The following is a 15,978-nucleotide window of genomic DNA, read 5'->3' as shown; positions in this document are numbered from 1 at the left end:
CAATCAGACGGAGGCGAAGGCATCGTGCGACACGTCGTGGTCATCAGCACCGGGGGCACCATAGCCAGCCGATGGCAGGGCGACGGGTACGCGGCGGAGGCGGCAGGGCAGGAAGTGCTCGCCGCCGGCGCGGTGCCCGAGGGCGTCGAGGTCCGGGTGGTGGACCTGTTCACCGTCAACAGCTCGCGCCTGACCACCGACCACCAGCTGCGGCTGCTGCACGCCGTGCACGAGGTGCTGGCCGATCCGGCGGTGGACGGCGTGGTGGTCACCCACGGCACCGACACCCTGGAGGAGTCCGCCTTCTTCCTCGACCTCTTCCACGGCGACCGCCGCCCGGTGGTCTTCACCGGCGCGCAGAAGCCGCTGGACGCGGAGGACGGCGACGCGGCGGGCAATCTGTACGACGCGCTGCTGACCGCGGCCACCGGCCGCGACATCGGCGCGGTGATCGTCTTCGCGGGCCAGGTCTGGGCCGCCCGCGGCACCGTCAAGCAGCACACCGTGGACGCGCACGCCTTCGGCGCGCCGGACGGACTGCCGCTGGGCCGCGTCGAGTTCGGCCGGGTGACGTGGGGCCGCCGCCGTCCGCGCCCCGAGCCGCTGCCGCTGCCCGCGCCCGGCGCCGTACCGCCGCGGGTGGACGTCCTGATGCACCACAGCGACGGCGACACCGTGCTCTTCGAGGCGGCGCTGGGCGCGGGCGCGCGCGGCGTCGTCGTGGTCGGCACGGGCGCGGGGAACGCGAATCCGCAGGTCGCGGAGGCGGTACGGAAGGCGACGGCGGACGGCGTCCTGGTCGCGGTCAGCACGCGGGTCGCGGCGGGCGCGGTGGCGCCGCTCTACACCGGCGGCGGGGCGGTCGACCTGGTGGCGGCGGGCGGGCTGCTGGCGGGCACTCTGCGTCCCGGCCAGACACGTATCGCGGTGCTGGCGACGCTGCTCTCGCTCACGTCGCCGTCCTCGGACCTCCCCCGCCTGCCCTCGGAGCAGGACGGACGGTCCGGCACGGGCACCGCCACCGCCGCGTTGCGGCGGATTCTGGAGGCGGCCCCGCAGGCGCTGCCCGCGTCAGAGCTTTATCTGGTTGATGGTGTCGGCAAGTGAGGTCAGGAATCGGTTGACCGACGGCGCCATGTTGGTGGAGGCGAGGAAGAAACCGAAGAGGGCCGCCACTATCGCCGGACCCACCTTGATGCTCTTCCCCCGGATCATGACCACCAGGATGATCGCCAGCAACAGCACTACGGACAGGGAGATGGCCACAGCGGTTCACTTCCTCTTCACGGTACGCCTCGCCGGTCCGGGAGCATGGAGCCGCGCCCCCGCCCCGCCCGGTCCCATGGTGCCATCGGGGAACGACAGTTGGACCCGAAGGCCCATAGTCCCATTCCCGTCGGCTAGTCCCTGCACACCACGAGTAGCGCCCGGTCGTCGTTGACATCCTTGGCGACCGCTTCGATCAACCGCCAGGCGGAGCCCCGGAATCCGGTCGCCACGAAGCGGTCCGCCTCGCCGATCAGCCGGTCGATGCCCTCGGAGATGTCCTTGTCCGGCGTCTCCACCAGGCCGTCCGTGAACAGCATGAGGACGTCCCCCGAGCGCAACGTCCCCTTCACGCCGTGGAATTCGGCCCCGTCGTAGACCCCGAGCAGCGGGCCCTCCGCGGCCTTCTCCTCCCACCGGCCGCTGCCCGCGTGCAGTTGCACCCCTGGGAGGTGCCCGGCGGACAGCAGTTCGTAGTCGCCGCTCTCCAGGTCGAGCACCAGGTGCACGGAAGTGGCGAAGCCCTCGTCCCAATTCTGCCGGAGCAGATAGCCGTTGGCGGCGGTGAGGAAGGAGTGCGGCGGCAGCGAGCCGAGCAGGCCGCCGAAGGCGCCGGACAGCAGCAGCGAGCGGGAGGCGGCGTCCATGCCCTTGCCGGAGACGTCGGTGAGCACGGCCTCCAGCGTCCGGCCGCCGACCGAACCGCGGGTGGCCACCACGAAGTCGCCGGAGAAGGACTGGCCGCCCGCCGGGCGCAGCGCCATCTCGGCGTGCCAGCCCGCGGGCAGCCGCGGCAGTCTGCTCTGGACCCTGATCCGCTCCCTGAGGTCGAAGAGCATGGTGTGGCCGCCCCGCCAGGGCACGCCGACCCGCGCCCTGAACTGGGCGATGACCAGGCCGGTGAGCGCCACCGCGGTGACCACCAGGACGGTGCCGGGCGTGACGCGGGCCGGGCCCTCGCGGTACGGGCCGAGCGCCGCGGATTCCGCGACCAGCGCGACGGCGGAGGCCGCGTAGAGGAGCAGCAGGCTGGAGGGGCGCAGCAGCAGGCCGCCGGTGAGGATCGGCAGGACCAGGGAGCTGGGCGGGCACCAGACGGGCAGGCTCACGGTGGTGTACGCCAGCGCGGGGACGGTGAGGATCAGTACGGTGAGGCCGACCCAGTCGGAGGCGCCGCCGCGGAAGTAATCGACCCCGGCCCTGCGCACACCGAGCCGGGCCCGGTGCAGCCATCTGCTCCACCGCAGCCCGAGCCCCTCGCCCGCGACGCCCTTTGCCATGTCTTGGCGACCCTATCGACCGTTCGCCCCGCCGTGCAGGGCGGATACCCCCCGACCTGTCACGTAGACGGCGGAAATACGTTCGCCCGCGGACGGCGCGGCTGGTAGGCAGGGCCTATGACGACGGAACTGCGGGTGCTGGAGCGGGACGACTGGGAAGAGTTCTACGGCCGCCTGGAGCGGGCTTTCGGCGGGCCGGCCGAGCCCCCGGAGGAGCGGGGGCTGTGGCGTGAACTGACCGAGCTGGAAAGGTCGTTGGCGGTGTGGGACGGCGGGGAGATCGTCGGCACCGCGGGCGCCTTCTCGTTCCGTGTGACGGTGCCCGGCGGGGCGTCGCTGCCCGCCGCGGGCGTGACCATGGTGAGCGTGCAGCCGACGCACCGCCGCCGCGGTGTGCTGACCTCGATGATGCGCAGGCAGCTCGACGACGTGCGCGAGGGACCCGAACCGGTCGCCGTGCTGACCGCGTCGGAACCGGCGATCTACGGCCGGTTCGGCTACGGCACGGGCACGTTGCAGCTCCGCGGCAACGTCGACACGACCAGGACCGCCGTCAGGGCCCTGCCGGGCGTGGACGACGTACGGCTGCGGCTGGTGCCGCTGGAGGCGGCGGGCGAGGCGTGCGAGGCCGTCTACGCGCGGGTGGTGCCGACCCGGCCCGGCATGCTGGCCAGGCGGCCCGGCTGGGAGCGGGTGCCGCTCCTCGACGCCCCGGCGAGCCGGGACGGGGCGGGCGAGCGGCTGTGCGTGGTGGCCGAGGTGGACGGTGAGGTACGCGGTTACGCGCGCTACTCGGTGAAGCTGTCGTGGAGTTCCTTCGGTCCCGACAACATCGTGAAGCTGAGCGACGTCGAGGCGCTGGACCCGGTGGTCTACGCGGCGCTGTGGCGCTATCTGTCCTCCATCGACCTCACCTCGCGGGTGGCGTTCTACAACCGGCCGGTCGACGACCCGCTGCTGCACCTCCTGTCCGACGTACGCCGCGGTGAACTGGCCTTCCGCGACAGCCTGCACGTGCGCCTGGTGAATCTCGGCGAGGCGCTGGAGGCGCGGACGTACACCGCCCCGGTGGATGTGGTGCTGGAGGTGGAGGACGCCTTCTGCCCCTGGAACGCCGGGCGTTGGCGGCTGTCGGGCGACGCGAAGGGCGCGACGTGCGAGCGGACCGCGGACGCGGCCGATCTGGCGCTGTCCGTCAAGGAGTTGGGCGCGGCCTACCTGGGCGGGCCGACGCTGCGCGGGCAGGCGGAGGCGGGGCTGGTACGTGAACTGCGGCCGGGGGCGCTGGCGGAGGCGTCCAGGGCGTTCCGCGGGGATGTCGAGCCGTGGCTGCCGCACGGCTTCTGAGATCCGTCAGCTCACCGGCGGATGCGCGGGCTGGCAGACCGGGCACCAGAAGAGATTGCGGGCCGCGAGCGGGCGGGTGCTGATCCCGGTGCCGCACACCAGGCAGGGCTGTCCGGTGCGCCGGTAGACGTACACCTCGCCGCCGTGGTCGTCCTGGCGCGGCGGGCGGCCCATCGCCTCGGGGGTGTGCTCGGGGCGCACGGTGTCGATCCGGTTGGTCCGTACGCCCTCGCGCATCAGCGTCACCAGATCGGACCACATCGCGTCCCACCGCTGACGCGGCAGTTCACGCCCCGGCAGGAACGGGTCGACGCCGTGCCGGAAAAGCACTTCGGCGCGGTAGACGTTGCCGACGCCCGCGATGACCTTCTGGTCCATCAGCAGCGCGGCGACGCTGATCCGGGAGCGGGACAGCCGCTGCCACACCCGCTCCGGGTCGTCGCCCGGCCGCAGCGGGTCGGGGCCGAGGCGGTCGTGTATCGCCCGCTTCTCCGGCTCGGTGATCAGCTCGCAGGCGGCCGGGCCGCGCAGATCCGCCCAGTGCGCCCGGTTCGCCAGCCGCAGCCGTACGGTGTCGGTCGGCGGCGGCGCCTTGCCGTCGCCGAAGGTGACCTTGCCGATCAGGCCGAGGTGGATGTGCACCCAGCCGGTCGCGCCGAAGCCCAGGAACAGGTGCTTGCCGTGGGCCTCGGCGCTCTCCAGCACCTGCCGGTCGACGAGCGCGGCGCTGTCGGAGAACTTGCCCTGCGGGCTGCTCGCCCGGACCGCCCCGCCGCCGAACCGCTCGCGGTGGTCGGCGGCCAGGCGGTGGATCGTGTGGCCTTCCGGCATCGCCCGCGTCAGCCCTGGCGGGGGTGGTGGTCCGGGACCGGCGGCAGCTCGCCGGTGGCCTCGTACGCGCTCAGCATGTCGATACGGCGCTGGTGGCGCTCCTCGTGCGAGTACGGGGTGGCGAGGAAGATCTCCACGAATTTCGTGGCCTCCGCCTCGGTGTGCATCCGGCCGCCGATGCTCAGCACGTTCGCGTCGTTGTGCTCCCGCGCCAGCGACGCGGTCTGCTCGCTCCACGCCAGCGCCGCGCGGACGCCCTTGACCTTGTTCGCGGCGATCTGCTCGCCGTTGCCCGACCCGCCGATCACGATGCCGAGGCTGCCCGGCTCCCCCGCCGCGCCCTCGGCCGCCCGCAGGCAGAACGGCGGGTAGTCGTCCACCGCGTCGTAGATGTGCGGCCCGCAGTCCACGGGCTCGTGGCCGTGGAGGGTCAGCCACTCCACGAGGTGGTTCTTGAGTTCAAAACCGGCATGATCGGACCCGAGGTAAACGCGCATGCGATGAGTTTTGCATGTCCGGCGGGCCGGAGCGGGAGTGCCCTACCGGGTGAGCCGCCAGGCCGCGGGGAGCAGGCCCATCGCCAGGACGGCCTTGAGCGCGTCGCCCAGGAGATACGGGGTCAGGCCGAGGGAGACGGCCTGGGACGCGGACAGATGGGCGGACCAGGCGAGGTAGGGGACGCCGATCGCGTAGATCACGGCGGAGCCGAGGACCATGACGCCCGCGGTGCGCGCGACGGTGCGGTCGCCGCCGCGGCGGGCGAGAGCGCCGACCACGCCGGAGGCCAGGAGCATGCCGAGGATGTAGCCGAAGCTGGGCATGGACCAGCCGGAGGCGCCCTCGGAGAACCAGGGGAGCCCGGCGACACCGGCGGCGGCGTACAGGGCGAGGGCGGCGAAGCCGCGGCGGGCGCCGAGGGCGGTGCCGACCAGCAGCGCGGCGAAGGTCTGGCCGGTGACCGGGACGGGCGAGCCGTGCACCGGGACCGAGAGCTGCGCGGCCAGGCCCGTGAGCACCGCGCCGCCGACGACCAGGGCGGTGTCGCGGACGCGCGAGGCGGGCAGCAGGTCGGCCAGGACCGCTCCGGGGGCTCGGGAAACGGCGACGGATTCGGCGGTGGTCATCGGTACTCCGCGGGGTGAGGACGGTCGGGGACACCGTGACGCTAACGCAGCGGCCGAGCGTGATCATCGTGAGAAGGGAACAAAGCCGCGAGCGACCGGTTGGAGACTTCCGTGCACCGTCAAGTTATCGGCGCGGTCCGGAGAGTCGGGGAGTTTCGGCAGGTCGCGTGAGGCATCTCACGTCCGTGACATGCGTCGGGGCGGGACCTCGCGGGCCCGCCCCGACTGCCGTGCCGGTCAACGTCACTTGTGGGGTTCGATCAGATCCCACCGGTTGCCGTAGAGGTCCTGGAAGACCACGACCGCGCCGTACGGCTCGTAGCGCGGCTCCTCCTCGAAGACGACCCCGGCGGCGACCATCCGCTTGTAGTCGCCGTCGAAGTCGTCGGTGGTGAGGAAGAGGCCGACCCGGCCGCCGGTCTGGTCGCCCACGCGGTCCGCCTGGGCGAGGTTGCCCGCGCGGGCGAGCAGCAGCGCCGTCTCGGACGAGCCGCGGGGCGCGACCACCACCCACCGGCCGCCGTCCGCGCGGGGCGTGTCCTCGCGCAGCTCGAAGCCGAGCGCGCGGGTGTAGAAGTCGATGGCCTCGTCGTAGTCACGCACGACGAGCGCCACCAGCCCTAGATGTGCCATCGGCGCGGCACCCCGTCCCGAACCCGGTCCCCCGCGCTCACTCGAAGCTCGGGCCCTTGGTGCGGGTGCGCTTGATCTCGTAGAAGCCGGGGATCGAGGCGACCAGCAAGGTGCCGTCCCAGAGCTTGGCGGCCTCCTCGCCGCGCGGGGTGGGGGTGACGACCGGGCCGAAGAAGGCGATCTGCTCGCCGTCGTCGCCGGGGACGGCGATGACGGGGGTGCCGACCTCCTGGCCGACCTTGTCGATGCCTTCCTTGTGGGAGGCGCGCAGCTCGGTGTCGTACTCGTCGGAGTCCGCGTAGTCGGCGAGGTCGGCGGGCAGGCCGACCTCTTCGAGCGCGGCGACGACGGTCTCGCGGGTCTTGGGCAGGCCCTGGTTGTGGAAGCGGGTGCCGAGGGCGGTGTAGAGCCGGCCCACGTACTCCTCGCCGTACTTCTGCTGGGCGGCGACGACGACCCGGATCGGGCCCCACGCGTCGCGCAGGAAGGTGGCGTACTCCTCGGGCAGCGTGTCGAGCTTGTCCTCGTTGAGCACCGCCAGGCTCATGGCGTGCCAGCGCACCTCGACCGGGCGGACCTTCTCGACCTCCAGCATCCAGCGGGAGGTCATCCACGCCCAGGGGCACAGCGGGTCGAACCAGAAGTCGGCCGGGGTCTTGTCGTTGCCTGGCCGGTTGTCGGTCTCGGGGGCGGTCGCGGTCACTGCGTACTCCTCGAACGGATCGTGCCGGGGCGTGCCGGGCGGCACGGGGGGCATGTGGGCTCACGGGGACATGAGTCCCCTGTCGCACAACGCGCGACCGGCGCGACGGCATTCCCCGTACCCCTCCCCCGTACGCCCCCCGTGGGAGGATGCGGGACGCTGTGACCACCCGGGAGACCCCCGGGGCCGCCCATGAGCCCACAGACCCGCGGGGCCTGTGAGAACAGACAAAGGAGTCGCCCGTGCCCGGCGAGAACCTCAGCCGCGAGGAGGCCCGCGAGCGGGCCTCGATCCTGTCCGTCGAGCGCTACGACGTGGCCCTCGACGTACGGTCGGCGGTGGACCCGGCCGACGCGGGCGGGGACCGCACCTTCCGGTCGACGACCGTGATCGACTTCCGGTGCTCGCGACCCGGCGCCTCGTCCTTCGCGGACCTGCTCGCCCCGGCCGTCACCTCCGTCCGGCTCAACGGCCGGGAGCTGGACCCGGCGGCCGTCTTCGACGGCACCCGGATCGCGCTGGACGACCTCGCGGAGCGCAACACCCTCGTGGTCGACGCGCGTTGCGCGTACAGCAGGACCGGCGAGGGACTGCACCGCTTCGAGGACCCGGAGGACGGCGAGGTCTATCTGTACACGCAGTACGAGCCCGCCGACGCGCGCCGCGTCTTCGCCAACTTCGAACAGCCCGACCTGAAGGCGCCGTTCACCTTCCAGGTGACCGCGCCCGAGGGCTGGACGGTGCTGAGCAACAGCGAGCGGGACGGCGAGCCGGTGCCGTACGAGGGCGAAGGCGGCGGCGCGGTGTCGCGCTTCCTGCCGACGCAGCCGATCTCGACGTACATCACGGCGGTCGTCGCGGGCCCGTACCACGTGGAGCACGACCACTACTCGCGGACCTTCGAGGACCGGGCGGTGCTCGACGTGCCGTTGAGCGCGCTGTGCCGCAGGTCGCTGGCCCGGCACTTCGACGCGGACGAGATCTTCACGGTCACCAAGCAGGGCCTGGACTTCTTCCACGACAACTTCGACTACCCGTACCCCTTCGGGAAGTACGACCAGGCGTTCGTGCCCGAGTACAACATCGGCGCGATGGAGAACCCCGGATGTGTCACCTTCCGGGAGGAGTTCGTCTTCCGCGGCAAGGTCACCCGCGCGTCGTACGAGGGCCGGGCCAATGTGATCCTGCACGAGATGGCGCACATGTGGTTCGGCGACCTGGTCACCATGCGCTGGTGGGACGACCTGTGGCTGAAGGAGTCCTTCGCGGACTTCATGGGCGCCTTCGCGATGGTGGAGGCCACGCAGTACGACGCCGGGTGGATCACCTTCGCCAACCGGCGCAAGGCGTGGGCGTACCGCGCCGACCAACTCCCCTCCACGCACCCGGTGGTCGCCGACATCCGCGACCTCCAGGACGCGAAGCTGAACTTCGACGGCATCACGTACTCCAAGGGCGCCTCGGTGCTCAAGCAACTCGTGGCGTACGTGGGCCGGGACGCCTTCCTGGAGGCGGCGCGCCGGTACTTCAAGCGGCACGCGTACGGCAACACCACGCTCGCCGACCTGCTGGCGGTGCTGGCCGAGACCTCGGGCCGCGACATGGCGCAGTGGTCGCGCGCGTGGCTGGAGACGGCGGGCGTCAACTCCCTGACCCCGCAGGTGGTCTACGGCGCGGACGGGAAGATCACCGAGCTGTCGGTGCTCCAGACCGCCGCCGAGTCGCACCCCGAACTGCGCCCGCACCGCGTCGCGGTGGGCCTGTACCGGCGGGTGCCGGGCGGCGCGCTCGAACGGTACGCGCGGGTCGAGACCGACGTGTCGGGTCCGGTGACCGTGGTGGACGGCCTGACCGGCCAGGACCGGCCCGAGCTGGTGCTGGTCAACGACGACGACCTGACGTACTGCAAGATCCGCTTCGACGAGGTGTCACTGGACACGCTCCGCGCCCATCTCGGCGACCTCACCGACCCGTTGGCGCGGGCACTGGCGTGGTCGGCGGTGTGGAATCTGACCCGTGACGGGCTGATGCCCGCCCGTGACTACCTCGGTCTCGTGCTGCTCTTCGCGGGCTCCGAGAGCGACATCGGGGTGCTCCAGTCGCTGCACCAGCAGGCGCGCTCCGCGCTGTCGCACTACGTGGCGCCCGACCACCGCGAGGAGGCCGCCAGGTCGCTCGCCGAGGGCGCGCTGCGGGAGCTGCGGCAGGCGGAGCCGGGCAGCGGTCACCAGTTGGCGTGGGCGCGGTTCTTCTCCTCCGTGGCCTCGTCGGCGGCCGATCTCCAGTTGCTGCGCGGGCTGTTGGACGGCTCGGCGAAGATCGACGGGCTCGACGTCGACCAGGAACTGCGCTGGACCTTCCTCGAGACCCTCACCGCCGAGGGCGACGCGGACGCGGCGGCGGTCGCGGCCGAGCGCTCCCGCGACGACACCGCCTCCGGTCACCGGCACGAGGTGCGCTGCCTGGCCGCGCGGCCCTCCGCGCAGGTCAAGGCGGCGGCCTGGGCCGATGTCGTGGACTCCGACCGGCTCTCCAACGCCTTGGTCGAGGCCACCATCGCGGGCTTCGCGCAGCCGGGGCAGCGGGGGTTGACGGCGCCGTACGTCGAGCCGTACTTCGCCTCGATCGAGCGCGTCTGGGGCGAGCGGTCGATTGAGATCGGCATGGCGGTGGTGCGGGGTCTGTTCCCGCACCACCAGGGTCCTGAGGCGCTGGCCGCGGCCGACGCGTGGCTCTCCTCCCGCGCCGACGCGGCGCCCGCCTTGCGGCGCTTGGTCGTTGAGTCGCGCGACGACCTCGCGCGGGCGCTCCGCGCGCAGTCCCTGCGGTGAGCTGACGGGGGGGGTGTCTTTGCCCGCCCGCCCACCCGTGCGGGTGCTTTTTCGTCTGCGGGTGCCGCTTGTGCCTGGCCGGTGCCGGTCCGGGGCACCTCCTCGAAATGCGGCTGCCTGCTCTTTGCTCATCCGGTGCCGTTCTTGTCACCGCATTTCTGCGGGGGCACCCCGGCCCGTCCCCTTCCGGTACGTCGGCGTCCGACGGTCCGGTGGGGGTGCCGGGGAGGGGGGTGGGTGGGCTCGGGTACGTCGGCGTCCGCCTGTCCGGTGTGGTGGCGGACGGGGGTGGGTGGGGGCCAGGCCCTGCGCCCCGCCAACCTCTCGGCGGGGTGAGCGAAAGGCGGTGAGTGGGGGTGCGGGCCCTGCGCCCCCCGACCTCCCGGCGGGGTGGGCGAAACGCGGTGGGTGGGGGTGCGGGCCCTGCGCCCCCCGACCTCCCGGCGGGGTGAGCGAAAGGCGGTGAGTGGGGGTGCGGGCCCTGCGCCCCCCGACCTCCCGGCGGGGCGGAGACAGGCGGTCTCCGCCGATGCCCACAGCGGAGGGACACCTCCCCCGGTTACAGCGCGCGGGCGGACGCCGACGTAATGGAGCCCACCCACCCCTCGCCGCCCCCACTGGCCAGGCGGAGGCCAACGGACCCTGACCCACCCACCCCCGCCCCGGCACCACAGCGGACCGTCGGCTGTCTTCGCACCTCAGCCCACCCACCCCCTTCCCCGGCAACCCCCACCGGCAGGCGGACGCCGACGAGCGAGGAGGGGACGGGCCGGGGTGCCCCCGCAGAAATACGTTGACGGCCGGGTACCGGATGCGCAAAGGCCAGGTGATACGGATTTCGAGGAGGTGCCCCGGCCCGGCACCGACCAGGCACAAGCGGCACCCGCAGACGACAAAACACCCGCACGGGTGGGCGGGTGGGCAAAGAGCAGGCCCCCGGAGGGGGTCACCCGAATAGGTGAAAAGGTAAGCTCGGCATCCGAACACGTGGACTTTAGCCCAGGCTTGTCCGGGTTTGTCGACGGGCGTGTAACAGCGGTTAGTGACGGGGCCGGCGGCGGGAACGACCACGGCATGAGCATCGAGAACCCCCACACACACCGCACCGCCGACCACCTCCGCACCGCCCACAGCGTCTTGACGGTCCGTCAGCTCAGGGAGCGCGGCGTGACGCCGGGCGTGATCGCGGAACGGTGCCGCCCGGGAGGGCCGTGGCAGCAGGTGCTGCCGCAGGTGTACCTGCTGCACTCCGGGCCCCCGAACAGCGCGGAGCGCCTGGAGGCGGCGCTGCTGTACGCGGGCCGCGATCCGGGAGCGCACGGCCCGCTCGGCGGCGGCCGGGAGGCGATGGTGACCGGGCTGGCCGCCCTCGCCCTGCACCGCTTCTCTTCGGTGCCGCCGCTGCCGGGGCTGTCCCGGATCGACGTCCTGGTGCCGCGGCAGCGCAGGCTGCGCGACGCGGGCGACGTGGCGATCCGCAGGACCAACGCGCTGCCCCGCCCGCAGGAGGTCGCCGGACTGCCCTGCGCGCCGGTGCCGCGCGCCCTGGCCGACGCGGTCGCGGAGCTGGACGACGCCGAGACGGTGCGGCGGCTGCTGACCGAGGCGGTGCGCGGCGGGCACTGCGACGCGGGCGCCGTACTGGAGGAGCTGGAGCACGCGCGACTGTTGGACCGGCCGCAGGTGGCGGCGGCGCTGGACGCGCTGCTCGCCGAGGGCCGGTCGGTCGCCGAGGACCGGCTGATCGCGATGGTGCGCTGCCACGCGCTGCCCGACCCGGTGTGGAACGTCGACCTGCGGCTGCCGGGCGGCCCGCCGCTGGGCGGGGTCGACGCGTACTGGCCGGAGCACGCGGTGGCGGTGGAGATCGACGCGCGCACCGCACGGCCGGGCACGGCGGCGGGCGAGGACTGCCACGACGACGTATACGCGACGGACGCGTACGGGGACGGGGACGCGTACGGACCGGGCGGCACGTACGGTCCCGGCGGCGCCTTCGACCAGCTCTTCGACCGGGCCTTCGAGCACGGTTTCGAGAACGCCGAGGACGACGCGGTGTGGTCGCGCTACGCCCGTGAGCGGGAGCGTCTGGAGGCGCTGGGCATCACCGTCATCCACCTCACTCCGGCCAAACTGAGGGACTCCGCCGAGCAGCAGGCGGCGATCGTCAGGACCGCGCTGATGGCGTCCGCCGACCGGACACCCGCCGCGTATGTGGTGGTCACCCCGAGGTGACCACCCGTCACACGAGGAAGCGGGGTCCCGGCGATTTACCCCGACCCGTACCGTATTCGTCCTGATGGCGGTTGGCGGAAACACGTCATGCCCAGACCATTGGACGGTCAACACTCCCCAAAGGGGAGTCAATTCCAGCAATGTGAGCGATCGACCGGCTCCGTTTTCCGAACAGACCACCTCGGTCCGAACAGGGATGCCCATGCCACTCGCTCACATTCCCGGCAAGAGACGCGCGGCCCGTATCACGCTGGCCGCGGGTCTGGTTGCCGCGCTGTCGGCCGCCGGGCCCGCGCTCGCGATCGCGGACGCGCCCGCCTCGCCCTCCTCCACCCCCGCGCCCGGCCCCGGCTCGCCGGACAAGGGCGCCGCCGACAAGGGCGGAGCCGCGGACAAACTCGGGTCCGCGGACGCCTCGCTGCTGGCCAAGGCCAAGGCGGACGGCGACAAGAACGTCACCTTCATGGTCGCCACCAAGCCCGGCAGCACCGGCCAGGTCGCCGACAAGCTGGACGCGCAGGGCGCCAGCGTGGGTCTGCGGTACGACAAGATCGGCTATGTGCGGGCCACCGTGCCGACCGGCAAGGCGGACCAGGCCATCGCGGCGGCGCAGAAGCTGTCCTCGGTCATCGCGATCGACCTCAAGCAGGAGATCAAGCTCGACGACCCGACCCCGGCGGCGGACACCACCGCGGCGGCGGCCAAGAACGGGAAGGCGTCGGCCACGACGTACCCCGGTCCCGGCAAGGACACCCCGGCCAAGAACCCGTACCAGCCGGCGTTCGAGACCGGCGCGGTCGACTTCGTCAAGGACAACCCGAAGTACGACGGCCGCGGCGTGACCATCGGCATCCTGGACTCGGGTGTGGACATCGGCCACCCGGCGCTCCAGAAGACCACCACCGGTGAGCGCAAGATCGTCGACTGGATCACCGCGACCGACCCGATCCTCGACGGCGACGCCACCTGGCGCCCGATGGTGACCGCGGTCTCCGGCCCGGCCTTCACCTCCTCGGGACGCACCTGGAAGGCGCCCGCGGGGAACTACTACTTCAGCACGTTCGCCGAATCCGCCACCATCGGCGGCGACATGAACGGCGACCTGAACCGCGACGGCGACACCACCGACAAGTGGGGCGTGCTGTACGACCCGGCCGCCGGTACGGTCCGCGTGGACCTGAACGACAACGGCGACTTCACGGACGACACCGCGATGAAGCCGTACAAGGACGGTTTCCAGATCGGCCACTTCGGCACCGACAACCCGGCGACGCCGATCTCCGAGTCGATCCCGTTCACCGTCGAGATCCGCAAGAACGTGCCCATGGACCCCTACGGCGGGACCTGGGTCGGCAAGACCGCGGACTTCGTGAACTTCGGCCTCGTGGAGTCCGAGCACGGCACGCACGTGGCGGGCATCACCTCCGCCAACAGCCTGTTCGGCGGCAAGATGAACGGCGCGGCGCCCGGCGCGAAGATCGTCTCCTCGCGCGCCTGCACCTGGAGCGGCGGCTGCACCAGCATCGCGCTCACCGAGGGCATGATCGACCTGGTCGTCAACCGGCACGTGGACGTGGTCAACATGTCCATCGGCGGTCTCGGCGCCCTCAACGACGGTGCCAGCGCCCGCGACCAGCTCTACAAGGAGCTGATCGACACCTACGGCATACAGCTCGTGATCTCCGCGGGCAACGACGGCCCCGGCGTCAACACCATCGGCGACCCCGGCCTCGCGGACCACGTGCTCAGCGTCGGCGCGTCCATCTCGAAGGAGACCTGGGCGGCCAACTACGGCTCGCAGATGACCGTTCCGTACTCGATGATGCCCTTCTCCTCGCGCGGCCCGCGTGAGGACGGCGGCCTCGCCCCGGTCATCACCGCGCCCGGCGCGTCCATCAACACCATCCCGACCTGGGAGCCGGGCGGGCCGGTGAAGGAGGCGGGCTACACCCTGCCGCCCGGCTACGCGATGCTCCAGGGCACCTCGATGGCGTCCCCGCAGGCCGCCGGAGCCTCCGCGCTGCTGCTGTCCGCGGCCAAGGCCAAGCACCTGACGGTCAGCCCCGCGCAGCTCCGTACCGCGCTGACCAGCACCGCCAAGTCGATCCCCGGCACGCAGACCATCGACCAGGGCGCCGGTCTCATCGCCGTCGGCCCGGCCTGGAACCTGCTCAAGCAGGGCGGCAAGACCAACACGTACACGGTCAAGGCGCCGGTCAACACGGTGCTGAAGGACTACCTCGTCACCCCGGGCTTCGGCACCGGCGTGTACGACCGTGAAGGCGGCCTCCAGGCCGGGCAGTCGCGGACGTACGACGTCACCGTGACCCGTACCAGCGGTCCGGTCTACGCCCAACTGCACACGCTCACCTGGGCGCACAACGACGGCACGTTCAAGGTGGCCAGCCCGCTGGTGCTGCTGCCGCTGAACAAGCCGGTCACCGTGAAGGTCACCGCGAAGCCGAAGTCGGTGGGCGCGCACAGCGCGTTGCTGAACATCGACGACCCGCTGACCCGCGGCATCGACTCGCAGATGTCGGCCGCGGTGCTCGTCTCCACCCCGGTCGCGGGCCCGTCGTACACGCTGACCCGCTCCGGCAGCATCGAGCGCGACACCACGAGGTCGTACTTCGTGAAGGTCCCGGCGGGCGCGACCTCGCTGGAGGTCGCCATGGACGGGCTCAAGACCGGCAGCCAGACCCGGTTCCTGACGATGCACCCGTACGGTGTGCCGCTCGACTCGACCCAGACCATCGACTGCTACCCGAACTACGACAACCCCAACAACAAGTGCCGCCCGGACGTGCGCTCCTACGCCAACCCGATGCCGGGCGTGTGGGAGATCGCGGTCGAGGCGCGCCGCACCTCGCCGCAGCTCGACAACCCGTACAACCTGTCGGTGACGCTGCTCGGCGTGGCCTTCGACCCGGCGGTCAAGACGGTTCCCGAGGCCAAGGTCGGCACGCCGACCCCGGTCGACTGGACGGTCACCAACGGCTTCGCCCCGATCCAGGGCAAGCTCAAGGGCGGCCCGCTCGGCTCGGCGTTCACCGCCAAGCCGACGATCGCCGACGGTGACACGCAGACCACCACCTTGACGCTCGGCCCCGGCGCCTCCCGGCTCGACGTGTCGATCGGCGGGACGTCCGACACGGCCGCCGACCTCGACCTGTACGTCTACCGGGACGGGGTGCTCGTCGCGCAGTCCGCCAGCGGCGGCTCCGACGAGCGGGTCAGCCTGGCCAACCCGCCCGCGGGCACGTACACCTTCGAGGTGGACGCCTACGCCGTACCGGCGGGGACGACCACCTACGACTACGAGGACGTCTACTTCTCCGACGCCCTCGGTACGGTCACGGTGGACGACACCACCACGGTCAACCTGCCGCACGGCGCTTCCGCCAAGGTCTCGGCCTCGCTCCTGGCCTCGGCCGCGGCGCCCGAGGGACGCAAGTTCTTCGGTGAGGTGCAACTGCTCAACGCGCGCGGCTCGGTCGCGGGCAAGGGCAGCGTGATCATCACGAAGACGACGCCGTAACGGAGTTGTCCTTCGGGGGGTGGGGGGGGGGGGGGGGGGGGGGGGGGGGGGAGAGGGCAGGGGGGGGGGGGGGGGGGGGGGGGGGGGGGGGGGGGGGGGGAGAAGGGGGGGGGGGGGGGGGGGGGGGGGGGGGGGGGGAGGAGCGACGGCCCCCCCACCCCCCGACCCCTCCCTCTCTCCCGTCCTTCTC

12 protein-coding genes are annotated in these 15,978 nt (G+C 72.2%); 5 read left to right on the top strand and 7 right to left on the bottom strand.

From position 1 onward, the window contains the following. Window positions 1-24 precede the first annotated feature (24 nt). A complete protein-coding gene (locus ACZ4EF_RS04080) occupies window positions 25-1,107 on the top strand; it encodes an asparaginase (RefSeq protein WP_355349521.1) in 1,083 nt (360 codons plus the stop codon). Here the strand turns inward: ACZ4EF_RS04080 and ACZ4EF_RS04075 are convergent. Then, window positions 1,072-1,266 carry a hypothetical protein gene (locus ACZ4EF_RS04075; RefSeq protein ID WP_093715861.1) on the bottom strand — a complete coding sequence of 65 codons (195 nt, stop codon included), beginning with the start codon at window positions 1,264-1,266 and terminating at the stop codon, window positions 1,072-1,074. The genes ACZ4EF_RS04080 and ACZ4EF_RS04075 overlap by 36 nt on opposite strands. A 134-nt stretch (window positions 1,267-1,400) precedes the next feature. Further along, complete coding sequence (locus ACZ4EF_RS04070; protein WP_355349518.1) at window positions 1,401-2,546, bottom strand: PP2C family protein-serine/threonine phosphatase; 1,146 nt, start codon at window positions 2,544-2,546, stop codon at window positions 1,401-1,403. 117 nt (window positions 2,547-2,663) lie between these two features. Here ACZ4EF_RS04070 and ACZ4EF_RS04065 point away from each other — a divergent pair, with 117 nt between their 5' ends. Beyond that, on the top strand, window positions 2,664-3,893 hold the full coding sequence (locus ACZ4EF_RS04065) for a GNAT family N-acetyltransferase (RefSeq protein WP_401304564.1): 1,230 nt from the start codon (window positions 2,664-2,666) through the stop codon (window positions 3,891-3,893). A gap of 6 nt (window positions 3,894-3,899) precedes the next feature. On the opposite strand, the gene ACZ4EF_RS04060 is transcribed toward ACZ4EF_RS04065, so the two are convergent. The 5 genes from ACZ4EF_RS04060 to ACZ4EF_RS04040 form a co-directional block, all read right to left on the bottom strand. Then, window positions 3,900-4,724, bottom strand: coding sequence for an Fpg/Nei family DNA glycosylase (locus ACZ4EF_RS04060; protein WP_355349512.1), 825 nt, complete (start codon window positions 4,722-4,724; stop codon window positions 3,900-3,902). An 8-nt stretch (window positions 4,725-4,732) separates the two neighbouring features. Then, a complete protein-coding gene (locus ACZ4EF_RS04055) occupies window positions 4,733-5,221 on the bottom strand; it encodes a ribose-5-phosphate isomerase (RefSeq protein ID WP_467502668.1) in 489 nt (162 codons plus the stop codon). Window positions 5,222-5,263: 42 nt separating this feature from the next. Beyond that, on the bottom strand, window positions 5,264-5,848 hold the full coding sequence (locus tag ACZ4EF_RS04050; protein WP_355349506.1) for a biotin transporter BioY: 585 nt from the start codon (window positions 5,846-5,848) through the stop codon (window positions 5,264-5,266). Window positions 5,849-6,091: 243 nt separating this feature from the next. Then, window positions 6,092-6,481 (bottom strand): VOC family protein, encoded by a 390-nt coding sequence (locus tag ACZ4EF_RS04045; RefSeq protein WP_355349503.1) that lies wholly within the window; start codon window positions 6,479-6,481, stop codon window positions 6,092-6,094. A 37-nt stretch (window positions 6,482-6,518) separates the two neighbouring features. Further along, the gene (locus ACZ4EF_RS04040) at window positions 6,519-7,184 is read right to left on the bottom strand and encodes a DsbA family oxidoreductase (RefSeq protein ID WP_391047630.1); all 666 of its coding nucleotides are present in this window, start codon (window positions 7,182-7,184) and stop codon (window positions 6,519-6,521) included. Between the two features lie 242 nt (window positions 7,185-7,426). Here ACZ4EF_RS04040 and pepN point away from each other — a divergent pair, with 242 nt between their 5' ends. The 3 genes from pepN to ACZ4EF_RS04025 all read left to right on the top strand — a co-directional run bounded on the left by pepN (window position 7,427) and on the right by ACZ4EF_RS04025 (window position 15,788). Further along, a complete protein-coding gene (gene pepN / locus ACZ4EF_RS04035; protein WP_467502665.1) occupies window positions 7,427-10,015 on the top strand; it encodes an aminopeptidase N in 2,589 nt (862 codons plus the stop codon). A 1,074-nt stretch (window positions 10,016-11,089) separates the two neighbouring features. Then, a complete protein-coding gene (locus ACZ4EF_RS04030) occupies window positions 11,090-12,250 on the top strand; it encodes a hypothetical protein (protein WP_467502663.1) in 1,161 nt (386 codons plus the stop codon). A gap of 202 nt (window positions 12,251-12,452) precedes the next feature. After that, a complete protein-coding gene (locus ACZ4EF_RS04025; RefSeq protein WP_467502662.1) occupies window positions 12,453-15,788 on the top strand; it encodes a S8 family serine peptidase in 3,336 nt (1,111 codons plus the stop codon). The last annotated feature ends 190 nt before the right edge of the window (window positions 15,789-15,978 follow it).

The sequence above is a fragment of the Streptomyces sp. NPDC025721 genome, assembly GCF_055558595.1.
This window is presented reverse-complemented; position numbering and strand designations above follow the sequence as displayed.

Coding starts and splice junctions, on each gene's coding strand:
- ACZ4EF_RS04070 (WP_355349518.1), bottom strand. CDS start 2,546: ATGGCAAAGGGCGTCGCGGGCGAGGGGCTCGGGCTGCGGTGGAGCAGA.
- ACZ4EF_RS04065 (WP_401304564.1), top strand. CDS start 2,664: ATGACGACGGAACTGCGGGTGCTGGAGCGGGACGACTGGGAAGAGTTC.
- ACZ4EF_RS04060 (WP_355349512.1), bottom strand. CDS start 4,724: ATGCCGGAAGGCCACACGATCCACCGCCTGGCCGCCGACCACCGCGAG.
- ACZ4EF_RS04055 (WP_467502668.1), bottom strand. CDS start 5,221: ATGCGCGTTTACCTCGGGTCCGATCATGCCGGTTTTGAACTCAAGAAC.
- ACZ4EF_RS04050 (WP_355349506.1), bottom strand. CDS start 5,848: ATGACCACCGCCGAATCCGTCGCCGTTTCCCGAGCCCCCGGAGCGGTC.
- ACZ4EF_RS04045 (WP_355349503.1), bottom strand. CDS start 6,481: ATGGCACATCTAGGGCTGGTGGCGCTCGTCGTGCGTGACTACGACGAG.
- ACZ4EF_RS04030 (WP_467502663.1), top strand. CDS start 11,090: ATGAGCATCGAGAACCCCCACACACACCGCACCGCCGACCACCTCCGC.
- ACZ4EF_RS04025 (WP_467502662.1), top strand. CDS start 12,453: ATGCCACTCGCTCACATTCCCGGCAAGAGACGCGCGGCCCGTATCACG.